We start from the raw sequence: 14,335 nt of genomic DNA on the forward strand, positions 1-14,335 counted from the left end.
GGGTAGCTGTGGGGGCTCAGGCTCAGTTTGTCCAGTGCATCGCACAGCACCAGGGTGTGTTTGTCGCTGCTGTGCTCGAAGTAGTAGAACAGTCCCGCTTCGCGGGTCAGGCGCTCGAAGAAGTCAAAGTCGCTCTCGCCATACTGCACGCAGTATTCCCGTTTGCGGCTTTCATGGCGCGGGTCACAGCGAAAGGCGTAGTCGGTAATGCCCATTTCGCCGAACAGCACCGCGATGATGTCGGTCAGGCTCTTTTCCTGGAAAATGCGGCTGTTGCGCCGCAGCTGCAGGCGGCTCAGGGCCGGCTCCAGTCTCAGCCGGTAGCGGGTCTGTCTATGGCCGCTGTCGCCGCGGCCAAAGCGGCTTACTATGCCGTGCAATTCTCGTTGGCATTCGCCGTCCTGCCACCAACTCAGTACCCCGCTCTGGTCCACCAAGTCGCTCGCCTTGATATCGTCCCGGCGACTCAGCAACTCAAGCTCTACCACATAAGGACTCGACAGCGATTCTTTCAGCTTGAACGACAGCACCGACAGGCTATCCTCTGCCAAACTGCCCGCCTTGAATCCAAAACGCATGCCGCTCCCTTGATGACTCATCTTCGCTGTCCTTATTGTCCCTGTCCTTTCGCGGTACTCTTGCTGTCTGAGCTCTTGCTGTCTGAGCTCTTGCTGTCTGAGCCCCGGCTTCTATCCCTGCTTTAGGGGAAGGCGTTGAGCTCCGCTCGCCGAGTGCCGTTTTGCTCTTGGTTTAAATGCGATTGACTCGAATGTCTGTTGAATGTCCGTTTAGCCGAATTGCACCAAAAGCCATTGGCCTGCTCTCTGGCTCTCAATCAACCGGTTACACTGTCAGTTGACGTCCTCGCCAGAAAACACCCCAATGGCAAACAGCCACCGCAAGGCGGTGGCTGACACACACTATCAGGCTTCGATGGGCTTGCGCCAGTCATCCGCACCTGAAGTACCGGCACTCACGTGGTCCCAGTCTATCTTGCGATAGGCCATTGACACCTCAACCAATTGAGTGAAATCCGCCTTGTTCGGGTCCTGGCAGTGTGGCATGTGGCAGTTGATGTCCACTATCGTCGCACCTTCAAGCTTGGTGGTGAAGAAGTGCTCCTGCTTGCCCTCGATAGAGGTGCGGTACCACTTCAGCTCAACCTTGTTCAGCTTCTCACCGGATGACAGCGAGTTGTACATCAAAGGCACCGCCTTGTTCAGCGCCACGGTGAACTTGAACGGCTTGTGCACCCGTTGACCCGAAGGCATACCTGACTGTGGGTCGGTCGGCACTGTCACCACATGGTTGAATTCCTGAACCAGCATCTCGTCTTCATGACCTTCCACAAAGATGTCGCCCACTGACTCGGCCGTAAACGCGCCTGCGGTGATGTTGCCCTGGGTTTGACCTTCGATGGAGATATAGCATGGTGTTGGCATGGTTAATTCCTTTTACTGTTGAATGAGTGATAAAACCTCATCACCCAATGCCAGAAGCATGCCAAATCGTAACCCACTGTTTTACAACAACATCCAAACCCACTCCCACTCACCGGGCAATTTCTTGCCCGAACCCGGGCAATTTTTTGCTCGCCGGGCAACTTCTTGCCCGAAGAGAGTTGCCTGAAAGAGTTGCCCGAAAGGGATGCTCGAAAAGAGTGGCCCAAGGAATAAGCGGAAGTCGATTGGATTTTGTGTACCAATAACGCGTAATTCGATAAGAAAATGAATGGATAAAAAAACAGCAAGCCTTAGCTTGCTGTCTCAATTATCTATCTCTATGAATCGCTTGAATGAGAGTCGCTTAAACGGAATTTCAAGCGGCGCAGGCGATACCGGGATCGGAAAGCAACATAACGGCGCTGCGTCCCAGGAGATCGTTGATCATCTGCTCGCCCTTTTCCCCCAGCTCTATCTGGGCATTTTCCCTGGCCATGGCCACGGCGCGAAACAGGGTAATCTCAGGATTGTTGTGTCCGCAGAGACTAAAGAAGAGTCTCAATACTGCCCTGTGCTCTGCTTGTTGCAGCGCTTGCATCCAGGATTTTTCGAGTGCTTCAACACTGGAAAAATCCAAAGCGGCCAAAAACAGCCGACCAATGCGCACATCCAACCTGGCAAGAAAATCGATTTTGCGCGGAAAATGGTGACTGATCCCCGTGCGGCTAATCCCCGTTGCTTCTGAAAGAGTTGTGTAAGACATAGCCTCAAAACCAATAGTTAAGATTTGTTTGAGAGCTTCGTCCATAATCTGATTGATAGTCAGCTCAGTCTGAGCCTTTGAACGCTTGGCCATTCTTGTCTGCCTCTTATCCCCGTTGTTTTTATTGCCAACGAGCTTATCAAAGGCATAGAGAGAATACTGCCAAAAAGAGGGGTGTTAACAGCGTTTTTCACTTTTGTTCAGCAAGGGTTCAGCTAGGACAGCTGAAAAAAAGCCTTATTCGTCACATTATTGCAACATTTTTTCTTTAACCAACCAACGATTGGCCATTTCAGTTCCCACCAACTGTTTCAGAGTGGGTTGTAGCACTTTGCCCAGTTGCTCACGACGCCAAAACATATAGCCAGGAAGGGTTTGCCGACCAGCCCGGTTAAAGAGATACTGCAGCAAGCTGGAAAACTCTGCCACTTCACCTGGAGAATAATGGCGGACCTCTGGATAAAAACTGAGCACAAATGTAGCAAAATCAGCAAATTCCGCGATTTGCTTCAGATCATACTTATTTAACACTTGTATCAGATAAAGTGGGCTCCAATGTGACAAATTGCCGATATCAGAAAATACTGCCAGGTTACGACGGTGGTATTGTTGCCACACAAGTTCCAGACTGTTCCATTCTTTAGCACAACGCCAAGCGAGATAAGTATCAGCCAACCACTCGTGGTCCAATTCAGACAACTCAGTAGGCAGAATGTTTCCCTGCAAGCGCTTTACTTCCAGATGCCCCAATTCATGCCACAGGGTTAGTTGCGGCTGATGCTGTAACAAGAGTTCATGGTTTTGGCCATTCCAGATAGCAGTTTGACTTTGTGGGAGATAGTGCGGCGCCCAGAGAACGATACCGGCAACGCTTTCATCTTCGACGGGCAGAGACATGGCGCCTCTCATTCCCAGTGCATCGAAGAAAGCCTTTTGAGACAGGGGCAGTTGTTGTTTGACTCTATCGGGGAGTTGTTGCAGACACAGTGACAGTTCCGATGGCGGGCATATCAAGGCTTGTTTTGGACCTACATCAGCCCAAAACAAGCTTCCCGATAGCAACACCGCCATCAACATCAGGGCTTGGCCATAATATTCTGAATAATGGCGGTAGTGGAGATACCATCTTCGAACCCCAGCACCTTGACACTGCCACCGGCGGCGATCACCTCTTCACCTCCGGCTATCTCCTCCACCCGGTAGTCGCCCCCCTTGACCAGGAGATCGGGCAGCAATCTAGAGATCACTCGCTGCGGTGTATCTTCACTGAAAGGCACCACCCAATCGACAGCGGCCAGCCCCGCCAGTACTGCCATTCGCCGCTCAAGACTATTGACCGGACGCCCCTCGCCCTTGAGCCGTTTAACCGAAGCGTCATCATTGACCGCCACAATCAATCTATCGCCCAAGGCACGGGCTTCTTTGAGGTAACTGACGTGCCCGGCATGGAGTATGTCAAAGCAACCATTGGTCATCACCACCCGCTCACCTCTGAGCTTGGCTTGCTGCATGGCGTACAGCAGTTGATCTTCGCTGACCACACCAAAGCCTGATTCTCCCTGATGTTGAGCCAGGGCCTCGATGAGTTCAATGCGGCTGACTGTGGAAGTGCCCAGTTTGCCAACCACCACACCGGCGGCGGTATTGGCAATGGCACAGGCTTGCGGCAGGTCGCTGCCGGCCGCCAAAGCTGTGGCGAGTGCCGAGATCACAGTATCTCCGGCGCCGGTCACATCATAGACTTCCCGTGCCACTGTAGGGATATGCAGCTCATCCCCTTCGCTGGTGATCAGTGTCATACCCTTTTCAGAGCGGGTAACCAGAATCGCTCCCAGTTGATGCTTGCTAATCAAAGCCTGGGCCTTGGCCACTAGATCGGCCTCAGAGCTGACAGTACCCACCACAGCCTCAAACTCACTCATGTTGGGAGTAATTAAACTGGCACCGGCATAACGGCCGAAATCGCTGCCCTTGGGGTCCACCAAGACACTGATCCCCTTGGCTCTAGCCTTGGCGATAAAGGCCTGAGGCTCAAAGATGGCACCCTTGGCATAGTCAGACAGCACCAGCACCTTGCAATCGTCCAGTAGAGCTTCGCTCTGCGCCAATAGCGCCTGGCTCTGCTCCTGGGCAAAGGTCTCTTCGAAATCCAAGCGAATAAGCTGTTGGTTACGACTCAGTACCCGCAGTTTGGTGATTGTGGGTTTATCTTCAACCGTCAGCCACTTAGGCTCCACTCCTAGAGTACTGACACCTGTATTCAGGGCCGATGCGGCTTCATCGGCTCCGACAATACCGGCCAGTTGCACCGAGCCGCCCAGCGCCGCGATATTCAGCGCCACGTTGGCTGCTCCGCCGGGCCTATCCTCTATCTGATTGATACGCACCACAGGTACAGGCGCCTCGGGTGAAATACGGCCGGTTGGGCCAACCCAGTAACGGTCGAGCATCACATCACCAACCACCAGAACCTTGGCTTTTTCAAATGGGGGCAGAGTTACCTTCATAACGGACTTGTCTTATTAGGCAAAATAAACCCCGATTGTACCTAATTTTCACACTGAATTGGGTTAGAATATGCGGTAATTTTTCCTGTAAACGGGTTTATCGTTTTGGTAGAGAAAGCACAATTTTCCGCTCACTTGTATCACCCTAAATTCTGGTTGCTGTGGCTGGCTGTCGGTCTGGCCAGGCTGACCCTCCTGCTGCCTCTCAAGTGGCAGATGAAGCTTGGCAGTGGCATAGGTCTGCTGGCAATGAAGCTGGCCGGAAGCCGGGTTAACACCGCCAAACGCAACCTGGAGTTGTGTTTTCCACAAATGAGTGAGGCCGAGCGAGAGACGCTGCTCAGACGTAATTTCCAGGAAACCGGCAAAGCAATTTTCGATACCATCAATGCCTGGTGGTGGAGCAACGACAAAGTGCAGAAGCACATGCAGATAAAGGGCCAGGAGCATGTGGAGCAGACACTGGCCGCCGGTCAGGGGGTTATTCTGTTTGCGGTTCACTGCTTGCCGCTGGAAATGGGTGCAAGAATATTTGGCCAATTTCAGCCCGGGGTTGGTGTGTACCGCCCCCACAACAACCCTGTAATGGAATATCTGCAGGTGAAGGGCCGTTTGCGTTCAAACAAGGCGCTGGTTCCCAAGCGGGATCTCAGGCAGATGGTGCGTTGCCTGCGTAACCCTGATGTCATTTGGTACACAGCAGATCAGGACTTTGGCCGCTCCAGCGCCATCTTTATCCCCTTCTTCGCCGTTCCCGATGCTGCCACCATTACCGGCGGCACCACCTTGGCCAAGCTGGGTAAAGCCAAAGTGCTGCCCTTCTTTGTTGAGCGCAACGCCGACGATACGGGTTACAACATAGAGATCCAGGCGCCGCTGGATAACTTCCCCGGCGAAAATGAGGTGGAAGACGCCAAACGCGGTAACGGCATTGTCGAGCAGTTGATCAGCCGTAACCCGGCGCAGTACATGTGGCTGCACCGCAGATTCAAGACCCGCCCCAATGAGAGCGATCCCTCGCTCTATTGAGAAAGTAGCCGTAAAAATGCCGACTCAAGGTCGGCAGTTCTTCGTTCTTCGCTTTTTTCAGTCTTCAGAGGGCAATCTCAAACCAACCCGGCTGACTGTCCCTTCCTGCACCTCGGCGACTATCCAGTCCAGCCCTTGCCAGAGGAATTGATCCCCCACTACAGGGTGACTACCGAGTTGCTGTAGCAGTAAGTCGGCAACCCGCATCTGCTCATATTCGGGTTCCAGCTGCATGCCGTAAATCGGTGCCATATCGGCCAGCATCACATCCACTGAAATAAAGAAGTCACCAAAGAAGCGGGGCGCCTCGCGTTTTTCTGGCGCCTCACTGAACAGCTGACTCAGAGGCTCTAAATCGTCCTCTTGCCCCAGCACACAAAGAATGTCATCGGCCATCAGCCTGGTACTCCCCGAAGGGTGCAACAGTTCGTTATTGCGAAATACGGCGGCAATCCGGGTTCCCGCCGGCATGGCAAGACGCCTCAGAGGCTCACCGATACACCATTTGTTTTCACTGAGGCGATAGACAAATATCTCCCATTCACTGGTGGGATAAATTTCCACCCCGGCGCGGGAAATAGGTGCCGGTTTGGGTGGCAACTCCACCTTGGCCAGCTGCGCCGCCTTGGACAAGGTACTGCCCTGCAGCAGCAAGGAAACCATCACCACGAAGAAGGCCAGGTTGAAGTAAAGCTGCGCTTGTGGCAGCCCCGCCATCATGGGAAATACCGCCAGAATAATGGGCACAGCGCCGCGCAGCCCGACCCAGGAGATAAACCATCTGTCTCTGTCATGGAAACTGCGAAACGGTAGCAAACTGAGCCAAACCGCAATCGGCCGCGCCAGAAAGATCATCCCGAACGCCAGTGCCAAACCCGGTAAGGCGATATCTTTCAGATCCGATGGCGTCAGCAAGAGTCCCAGTACCAGGAACATGCCTATTTGACTGAGCCAGGTCATACCATCGAGCACATTGAGAATCGAGTGTTTGCCACGGGTCGCCTTGTTACCGAGAAATAGACCCACCAGATAAATAGACAGAATACCACTGCCTCCCAGGGCATTGGAGATGGCGAAGATCATCAGTCCGCCACTCAGCACCAAAATGGAGTAGAGGCCTTCCGGCAATTGATTGCGATTGATGACCTGCCACAACAGCCAACCGCCGCCGACACCGAGGATCCCGCCCAGGCCAAACTGTTTGATAAAGCTCAGTGCCAGATAGCTGCCCGAGAGTTCATCGCCACTGCTGCCGAGAATGGCAATCAGAGTCACGGTCAAAAACACAGCCATGGGGTCGTTACAACCGGATTCGATTTCCAGTGTCGAACCGACACGCTCATTCACGTTTTTGCCTTTAAGCAGGCTAAATACCGCCGCGGCATCGGTCGAACCGACAATGGCTCCCACCAACATGCCCTGGAGTAAGTTGAGATCGAATAACCAGGCAGCCAACAAACCTGTCAGTGTGGTGGTTAACGCCACCCCAAAAGTGGCCAATGACAAGGCCGGCCACAATGCCACCCTGAAACTGGCAACCCGGGTACGCATGCCACCATCGAGCAGAATAACCGCCAGAGCCAGGTTACTGACCAGATAAGCAACTGAATAGTCATTGAATACTATGCCGCCTGGGCCATCTTCACCGGCAAAGATACCCACAGCCAGAAATACCACCAAAATAGGAATACCGAGTCGCGAAGACAATGGGCTGAGCAGCACGCTGACTGCAATAAGCAAGGCCCCGACAAGGAAAAAGCTGTTGATGATATCTGCGTTCAAATGACCCTCCAGTTGAAAATGCGGGGAAGCTAATAAAAGAGAAACCTGGCTCTAACGAGACTCCGGAAAACACGTGGGTTACAGACGGGATTATATCATTAATTCGGGTTATTTTTCAGTAGAAACAGTTGACTTATTTTTACTTCCAGCGAAAAAGACTAGTAAAAGAAGCCAGGTAAACCCTTAAAAAATGGAAAATTTACCTAGAAAACATCAAATCTTGACCCAAAGAAACATAAACTCAAATTAATGAAAAAAACTTTATTTTTTCAAATAACTAAAGAATTTGAAATCCAAGAATTCTCGTCAAGATATCAGCTATAGCTTTCTGGCAAACAGTCAGTGTCACAATGACAACCAACAATGTTAAAAAGACACTCTAAATGCAATCAAAATGACACCATCAAAAACACACAAACAAATAATGCACTGATTAAACACAAGAATAAAAGTTGGCACGTTCGCTGCTCTATGTAGGAAAACCTATCAAATAGACTTTGTCAGAGGGATGCCAATGAGCAGACAAAAATTCACCCTGATCGCACTGTTACTTGTGTTGGTCGCTTCTTTCACTGTACTTATCAGTATCGGCAGTGAAATCTATCGGGAAAAACCACCGATTGCCGATGTCTATAGCGACAGCCAGGGCCAAGTGGTTTTCAGCGGCAAGGACATAGAACAAGGGCAGCTGGTTTGGCGCTCCATGGGCGGACATCAACTTGGCTCAGTCTGGGGCCATGGCGCCTATGTGGCTCCGGATTGGACCGCAGACTGGCTACACCGTGAGGCCGAAGCCTGGCTGGATATTCGAGCCAAGGAGACATACAACAAGCCTTTCAATAGCCTGGACAAGAGTGCTCAGGCCGCATTGGAGCAAGCTTTAAGGGACGATTTGCGCCATAACACTGTCATTACAGACGAGAGAGGTCACACCCGGGTGGTGCTTTCCGACACCCGTATCGCCGCCATGGCGCAAGTGAGTCAGCACTATCAATCCTTGTTTGGTGACGATCCCGCGCTGAATGAGCTGCGGGAAGCCTATGCGATGAAAACCAATACCATAGGATCTGCCGAGCGCCGTCAGCAGCTCAATGCCTTCCTGTTTTGGGGCGCTTGGGCCGCAGTGACCGAGCGCCCAGATGCCAATTACAGCTACACCAATAATTGGCCCTACGATCCACAACTGGGTAACACACCGACATCAGACAATATCGTCTGGTCGATTCTGAGCATAGTGACTCTGCTGGCCGGTATCGGAGCCCTGGTTTGGTATCATGCCGCCGGCAAACATGAAGCCCTGCCGGCTCCCGCCACTGAAGATCCCCTGTTCAGACACAAACCCACCCCTTCACAAAAGGCCACGGGTAAATACTTCATTACCGCTATCGGCCTATTTCTGCTGCAAATACTGCTCGGTGGCGTCACGGCGCACTATGCGGTTGAAGGCCAGGAGTTTTACGGTATTCCCTTGAGTGAGGTCCTGCCTTATTCAGTGACCCGCACCTGGCATACTCAACTGGCAGTATTCTGGATAGCGACGGCCTGGCTCGGTACCGGGCTCTATATCGCACCGGCGCTTTCCGGCCACGAGCCCAAATATCAACGCTTCGGTGTCAACCTATTGTGGGTCGCTCTGCTGGTCGTGGTGCTGGGCTCCATGGCCGGTGAATGGCTGGGGGTACAACAATACTTCTCACTGGACAACAACTTCCTCTTCGGTCACCAGGGTTATGAATACATAGATCTCGGCCGGGTGTGGCAACTGCTGCTGTTGGCCGGATTGATGATCTGGCTGGCGCTGGTGAGCCGCGCCATGTTGCCCGCCCTGAAACAGGAGTCTGAGCTAAAGCCTGTGCTCTGGGTACTCTACGCCTCCTGTGTTGCTATCGGCCTCTTCTATGGTGCCGGGCTATTTATGGGTAAACACACTAACCTTGCCATCGCCGAATACTGGCGTTGGTGGGTAGTACATCTGTGGGTTGAAGGCTTCTTTGAAACCTTTGCTACCTCGGTTATCGCCCTGATGTTTGTGCGTCTTGGCCTTATCCGTGCCCGCAGTGCCAATGGTGCGGTACTCTTCTCTACCCTGATCTTCCTGACCGGAGGCCTGATAGGCACACTGCATCACCTCTATTTCACCGGCACACCCACTTCCGTCATCGCCTGGGGCGCTATCTTCTCGGCGCTGGAAGTGGTGCCTCTGGCCCTTATCGGTTTTGAAGCGGTGGAAAGCTATCGCCTGCGCCGGGCCGCTCCCTGGATGCAACGCTATCACTGGGCCATCATGTTCTTTGTTGCCACCGCTTTCTGGAATCTGGTGGGCGCCGGTGTACTGGGCTTCCTGATCAATCCACCGATTGCCCTCTATTACATTCAAGGGCTGAATACCACGGCCACCCACGCCCACGGCGCCTTTATGGGAGTCTACGGCATGTTGGGGATAGGCCTGATGTTGTTCTGCCTGTCAGGACTTGCCGGTAAACTGCGCTGGGAAGACAAGTGGCTCAAGGGGGCATTCTGGAGCCTGAATCTGGGGCTGGCCGCCATGCTATTCCTGTCATTGCTGCCGGTGGGCATAGTGCAGTTCTTTGCCGTGCTGGATCATGGCTACTGGTTTGCCCGCTCGGCAGAGGTGATCCACAGCCCGCTGGTAGAACGCCTGGTATGGATGCGGATGTTCGGTGACATCATCTTCTCCGTCGGTGGTTTATTGCTGGGCGCCTTCCTGCTGGGATTGTTGCGACAGGCGGTCAAGGCCAAACGCTTGGCCATTGCTACCAGTCACTAGCCACTCACACTGAAAAATAATGTCAAAATGACATTCCACTGTCCCTGGGGTAGACTCACCCCAGGGATTTTATTCAGGTCAGCTTATGCCACTCAGCCATTCCGATCTCACCCGTATCGCGCTGGATATCACCTCAGGTTTGCCAAACAGCGACAGATTCAGCCGTCTGCTGGCAACGGTACGGGACAATCTCCATTGTGATGCCGCCGCTCTGCTGCGATTTCAGGGCAATCGCTTTATCCCACTGGCAATCGACGGCCTCAGGGCCGATGTACTCGGTCGCAGCTTCAACATCACAGAGCACCCGAGACTGGAGGCCATCGCCCGCGCCGGCGATCTGGTGCGCTTTCCGGCAGACAGCCAATTGCCGGATCCCTACGATGGCCTGATAGCCGCCCACACAGATAAGCTCAAGGTGCATGCCTGTATCGGCCTGCCGCTGCTGGACAAGGAACAACTGATAGGCGCCTTGACCATAGATGGTCTGGACCCTTGCCAGTTCGATGATTTCAGCGATGAAGAGTTGCGAAGCCTGAGCGCCATCGCCGCCGCCTCCCTCGGCAATGCCCTGCTGCTGGATAAGTTGGAAAGCCTGTCGCTACAGAGCCAGAGTCAACCATTGCCGGAAACCGGCCACAGTGAACTTCTGGGGGAAAGCCCGCAGATGTTGGCGCTGAAGCGGGAAATTGCCGTGGTCGCTCCCAGCGACCTGAACGTGTTGATCCTCGGTGAAACCGGCACGGGTAAGGAGCTAGTTGCCAAGGCAGTACACGCCGCCTCGCCCAGAGGCAACAAGGCTCTGGTGTACCTCAACTGCGCCGCCCTGCCCGAGTCGGTCGCCGAGAGTGAACTCTTCGGTCATGTCAAAGGCGCCTTTACCGGCGCCATCAGCAATCGCGCCGGTAAGTTTGAATTGGCCGACAAGGGGACTTTGTTTCTCGACGAGATAGGCGAACTCAGCCTGCCGCTGCAGGCCAAGTTACTCAGGGTGCTGCAATACGGCGATCTGCAACGGGTTGGCGAAGATAGAAGCCTGACAGTAGATGTGCGGGTTATCGCCGCCACCAATAAGGATCTCAAAACCGAGGTGGTTGAAGGCCGCTTTCGCGCCGATCTCTACCACAGGCTGAGTGTTTTCCCGCTACTTGTACCGCCACTGAGAGAAAGGGGCCGCGACATACTGCTGCTTGCCGGGCATTTTCTTGAACGTTGCCGCAGCAAGCTGGGGCTGGAACGCCTGAGTCTGTCCGCCGAATCGGAAGCCTGGCTGCTGGCCAACGACTGGCCCGGCAACGTCAGGGAACTGGAACACCTGTTGCACCGCGCCAGCGTGTTGGCGCGCGCCGCCAGTGACCATAACCAATGCCAGTTGCAACTGGGTGAGTTGCAGTCAAAGAGCCCCTCTCCAAGTGCGCTGCCGCGCCAGTTGGACACAACAGTGCCTGCAGAAGTCATCACGCTCAAGCAAGCCACAGCGGAGTTCCAAAGACAGCTGCTGCGCAGTGTGCTGGAGCGGCATCAATACAACTGGGCCGCCAGTGCCCGCGAGTTGGGCGTCGACCCTGGCAACCTGCATCGACTGGCGAAACGCCTGCAACTGAAATAGTTTTTTTGCCGCAATCTGTTGAAATCTGCGCCGGAAAAGGTAAGGATGCCTGCTCGACTCTGATGCCTGAAACCATGGCGACTGACAGCGTTTAATGAAGAATAATATCCTATGACAAGAATTCCCCGCCTCGCCCTGTTACTGGGCCTGTTGCTTCCCGCCTGCCTGTCGCAGGCCGTTGAATATCCTCTGCCGCCAGAGGGCAGCAGTATCGTCGGTGACAACCAGTATTATGTGGTGCCCGATGACAAGCGCACACTTGAGAGTGTTGCCGACGAATATCAACTTGGGCTGACCAACATGACCGAGGCCAACCCAGGGGTCGACCCTTTTCTTCCCAAGCCCCGCAGCACATTGCTGATCCCTCACAAGCTGATCCTGCCGGATGCCCCCCGTAAGGGGATAGTGATCAACGTGGCCGAAATGCGCCTCTACTACTATCCCAAAGACAGCAATACGGTACAGGTCTTACCCATAGGCATAGGCCAGATAGGTCGGGATACCCCGGAAAACTGGGTGACCAAGGTTTATCGCAAACGCGCCAACCCCACCTGGACCCCAACGGCCAGGATCCGCAAGGAATATGCCGCCAACGGTATCACCCTGCCCAAGGTCTGGCCCGCAGGCCCGGATAACCCCATGGGCTTGTATGCACTTTATATCGGTAACCTGTATGCCATTCACGGCACCAATGCCAGCTTCGGTATAGGCCTGCGTGTCAGCCAGGGGTGTGTCCGCCTGCGTAATCAGGATATCGAGCATCTGTTCAATACTGTGCCCAACGGCACCCGGGTACAGTTTGTCAATCAGCCGATAAAGGCCAGCCTGGAGCCGGATGGCGGTCGCTATCTGGAAGTGCATCAGCCGCTGTCGCGCACCGAGGCCGAGTTTGAATCCACCGCACCTGTGGTATTGAAGATGACCCCGGCCATCAGCCGCTTTATCGCCCATGCCGACACCGACTCCACCGTGCTCAAACGCCTGTTGGATGACAGAAGCGGTATTCCTACCCGCCTCAATCCCTGAAAGCCTTTCAAAAGCAAGACCCCAGCCTAGGCTGGGGTCTTAGTTTTGAGCGGTATCGCTTTTGGCTGTTACCCCTTGATGGGAGCCAACTGCTGCTGCACAAAGGCGTGCATCACGGCGCTGTTGGCCAGAATTCGCTGATCCAGATTCTGGGTTGCCGGCGTTTCACTGCAAACACCCACCTTGGCACCGGTGCGAACCAGCCAGGCCTCGAACGAAGTATCAAAGTGGTTGAAGATGACCCCGTCTTGCACCGGACAGCCATCGATATCGCCATCGGCGGCAATATCAAAGAAACGCCCCAGAGTATCACGCAGCTGCAAACTGAACTGGCCGGGTGATTGTCTGGGCTCAAAAGAATAGATATAGGTGTGCTGCTGCAACACATCTTCATGACAGGTCAATATGCCTTCGCGGCTGGCGCCCTGCAGCAGTTGGCCATATTCCAGCAGCAGCTTGCCTTCAACCGAAGGTGAACTGGCTTCGCCCTCTTTGGGCTGTAAAAACCCCCGGTTGGGGTTTTCACCGAACTTATTGAATCTGTGCCCCTTGGCAAAGCCAGTGGGGTTGACCAAAGGTAACAAGCTTAGATTAATTCGCTCGAAAATATCCTGTTGCAGTTCACTGAGGAAATGCAGCATACCCCAAGGGCCTGCAGCCTCTTCACCGTGGAATCCGGCACTGATCAACACAGAAGGCAGCTCCGCCGTCGCTGAGGGCGACTGATACAGTTCCAGTGGATAATCACCTATTTCGCCCAACTTCTTGCGCCCCAGCTGCAGACGCTCAACTTCCTGTTGCAGTTGGGCATAGAAATGTTCGATATCCGTACTGTCGCAGGCAAAAATGTCTGAATGCCATTGAAAAGATGCGAAGGGGGAACGGCTCATAGTGCTTTTATGACTCAGATGAATGAAGGGCAAAGCTATAATATCAGCTTTATATAAAAACAAAATCCATCTGAGCCAATAGCGCTCAAAAGCCCTGGACTCAATCGTCGCGGGTCAGGACTTCCAGCAGTTCAATTTCAAATTCAAGATCCGAATTCGGCTTGATCAGCGCCCCAACCTGGCGTTCGCCATAAGCCAGATGTGCCGGAACCTTGAGTCGGCGTTTGCCACCGACCTTCATTCCCATCAAGCCCAGATCCCAGCCCTTGATCACCCGCCCTGTGCCAATGACACACTGAAAGGGACGCCCCTTATCCCAGGAAGAATCAAATTGAGTACCGTCACTCAACCAACCTCGGTAGTGAGCCGTGATAAGCGCTCCTTTCACCGCGGCTTTGCCCTGACCTTCCTCAATATCTATGATTGCCAATTCTGCCGTCATGGCTTGTTCCTCAACCTATGGCTCAAAAGGCGCATCTTATCCGTAAAAGGAACTGAACAC

At 53.7% G+C, this 14,335-nt stretch carries 12 protein-coding genes; 4 read left to right on the forward strand and 8 right to left on the reverse strand.

The window, feature by feature from the left end; genetic code table 11:
• From ACMHXI_RS21305 to hldE, 5 genes are all read right to left on the reverse strand, one after another.
• A partial coding sequence (locus ACMHXI_RS21305) for a type VI secretion system Vgr family protein (protein WP_413734922.1) occupies window positions 1–599 on the reverse strand: 599 nt, incomplete at its 3' end.
• Between the two features lie 324 nt (window positions 600–923).
• Window positions 924–1,442, reverse strand: coding sequence for an Hcp family type VI secretion system effector (locus ACMHXI_RS21310; protein WP_025890191.1), 519 nt, complete (start codon window positions 1,440–1,442; stop codon window positions 924–926).
• 376 nt (window positions 1,443–1,818) lie between these two features.
• Window positions 1,819–2,298, reverse strand: coding sequence for a TetR family transcriptional regulator (locus tag ACMHXI_RS21315; RefSeq protein WP_025010373.1), 480 nt, complete (start codon window positions 2,296–2,298; stop codon window positions 1,819–1,821).
• Between the two features lie 156 nt (window positions 2,299–2,454).
• On the reverse strand, window positions 2,455–3,282 hold the full coding sequence (locus tag ACMHXI_RS21320; protein WP_234519451.1) for a hypothetical protein: 828 nt from the start codon (window positions 3,280–3,282) through the stop codon (window positions 2,455–2,457).
• Window positions 3,282–4,712, reverse strand: coding sequence for a bifunctional D-glycero-beta-D-manno-heptose-7-phosphate kinase/D-glycero-beta-D-manno-heptose 1-phosphate adenylyltransferase HldE (gene hldE / locus ACMHXI_RS21325; protein ID WP_071237743.1), 1,431 nt, complete (start codon window positions 4,710–4,712; stop codon window positions 3,282–3,284). Before hldE ends, ACMHXI_RS21320 begins: the two co-directional genes overlap by 1 nt.
• A 105-nt stretch (window positions 4,713–4,817) precedes the next feature.
• On the opposite strand from hldE, the gene ACMHXI_RS21330 reads away from it, so the two are divergent.
• Window positions 4,818–5,741 carry an LpxL/LpxP family Kdo(2)-lipid IV(A) lauroyl/palmitoleoyl acyltransferase gene (locus ACMHXI_RS21330; RefSeq protein ID WP_025010371.1) on the forward strand — a complete coding sequence of 308 codons (924 nt, stop codon included), beginning with the start codon at window positions 4,818–4,820 and terminating at the stop codon, window positions 5,739–5,741.
• 57 nt (window positions 5,742–5,798) lie between these two features.
• Here ACMHXI_RS21330 and ACMHXI_RS21335 read toward each other — a convergent pair whose 3' ends face one another.
• Complete coding sequence (locus ACMHXI_RS21335) at window positions 5,799–7,523, reverse strand: potassium/proton antiporter (RefSeq protein WP_025010370.1); 1,725 nt, start codon at window positions 7,521–7,523, stop codon at window positions 5,799–5,801.
• 514 nt (window positions 7,524–8,037) lie between these two features.
• On the opposite strand from ACMHXI_RS21335, the gene ACMHXI_RS21340 reads away from it, so the two are divergent.
• The 3 genes from ACMHXI_RS21340 (at window position 8,038) to ACMHXI_RS21350 (ending at window position 12,943) form a co-directional block, all read left to right on the forward strand.
• Window positions 8,038–10,311, forward strand: coding sequence for a nitric-oxide reductase large subunit (locus ACMHXI_RS21340; protein ID WP_208124216.1), 2,274 nt, complete (start codon window positions 8,038–8,040; stop codon window positions 10,309–10,311).
• Between the two features lie 85 nt (window positions 10,312–10,396).
• Window positions 10,397–11,917: a nitric oxide reductase transcriptional regulator NorR gene (gene norR, locus ACMHXI_RS21345; protein ID WP_129979137.1), complete on the forward strand. Its 1,521-nt coding sequence runs from the start codon at window positions 10,397–10,399 to the stop codon at window positions 11,915–11,917.
• Between the two features lie 111 nt (window positions 11,918–12,028).
• Window positions 12,029–12,943 (forward strand): L,D-transpeptidase family protein, encoded by a 915-nt coding sequence (locus ACMHXI_RS21350; RefSeq protein ID WP_025890079.1) that lies wholly within the window; start codon window positions 12,029–12,031, stop codon window positions 12,941–12,943.
• A gap of 68 nt (window positions 12,944–13,011) precedes the next feature.
• Here ACMHXI_RS21350 and ACMHXI_RS21355 read toward each other — a convergent pair whose 3' ends face one another.
• Window positions 13,012–13,833, reverse strand: coding sequence for a M14 family metallocarboxypeptidase (locus ACMHXI_RS21355; protein ID WP_115389205.1), 822 nt, complete (start codon window positions 13,831–13,833; stop codon window positions 13,012–13,014).
• 100 nt (window positions 13,834–13,933) lie between these two features.
• The gene (locus ACMHXI_RS21360; protein ID WP_025890081.1) at window positions 13,934–14,275 is read right to left on the reverse strand and encodes an FKBP-type peptidyl-prolyl cis-trans isomerase; all 342 of its coding nucleotides are present in this window, start codon (window positions 14,273–14,275) and stop codon (window positions 13,934–13,936) included.
• Between the last annotated feature and the right edge of the window lie 60 nt (window positions 14,276–14,335).

It is taken from the genome of Shewanella sp. BJSY2023SW005 (assembly GCF_047314585.1).
In the GTDB taxonomy this organism is placed as follows: Bacteria; Pseudomonadota; Gammaproteobacteria; order Enterobacterales; family Shewanellaceae; genus Shewanella; species Shewanella algae.

Excerpts from the sequence above, each read along its gene's own strand:
- ACMHXI_RS21350 (WP_025890079.1), top strand. The coding sequence starts at position 12,029 with ATGACAAGAATTCCCCGCCTCGCCCTGTTACTGGGCCTGTTGCTTCCC.
- norR (WP_129979137.1), top strand. The coding sequence starts at position 10,397 with ATGCCACTCAGCCATTCCGATCTCACCCGTATCGCGCTGGATATCACC.
- ACMHXI_RS21320 (WP_234519451.1), bottom strand. The coding sequence starts at position 3,282 with ATGTTGATGGCGGTGTTGCTATCGGGAAGCTTGTTTTGGGCTGATGTA.
- ACMHXI_RS21360 (WP_025890081.1), bottom strand. The coding sequence starts at position 14,275 with ATGACGGCAGAATTGGCAATCATAGATATTGAGGAAGGTCAGGGCAAA.
- ACMHXI_RS21340 (WP_208124216.1), top strand. The coding sequence starts at position 8,038 with ATGAGCAGACAAAAATTCACCCTGATCGCACTGTTACTTGTGTTGGTC.
- ACMHXI_RS21315 (WP_025010373.1), bottom strand. The coding sequence starts at position 2,298 with ATGGCCAAGCGTTCAAAGGCTCAGACTGAGCTGACTATCAATCAGATT.
- ACMHXI_RS21310 (WP_025890191.1), bottom strand. The coding sequence starts at position 1,442 with ATGCCAACACCATGCTATATCTCCATCGAAGGTCAAACCCAGGGCAAC.
- ACMHXI_RS21355 (WP_115389205.1), bottom strand. The coding sequence starts at position 13,833 with ATGAGCCGTTCCCCCTTCGCATCTTTTCAATGGCATTCAGACATTTTT.
- hldE (WP_071237743.1), bottom strand. The coding sequence starts at position 4,712 with ATGAAGGTAACTCTGCCCCCATTTGAAAAAGCCAAGGTTCTGGTGGTT.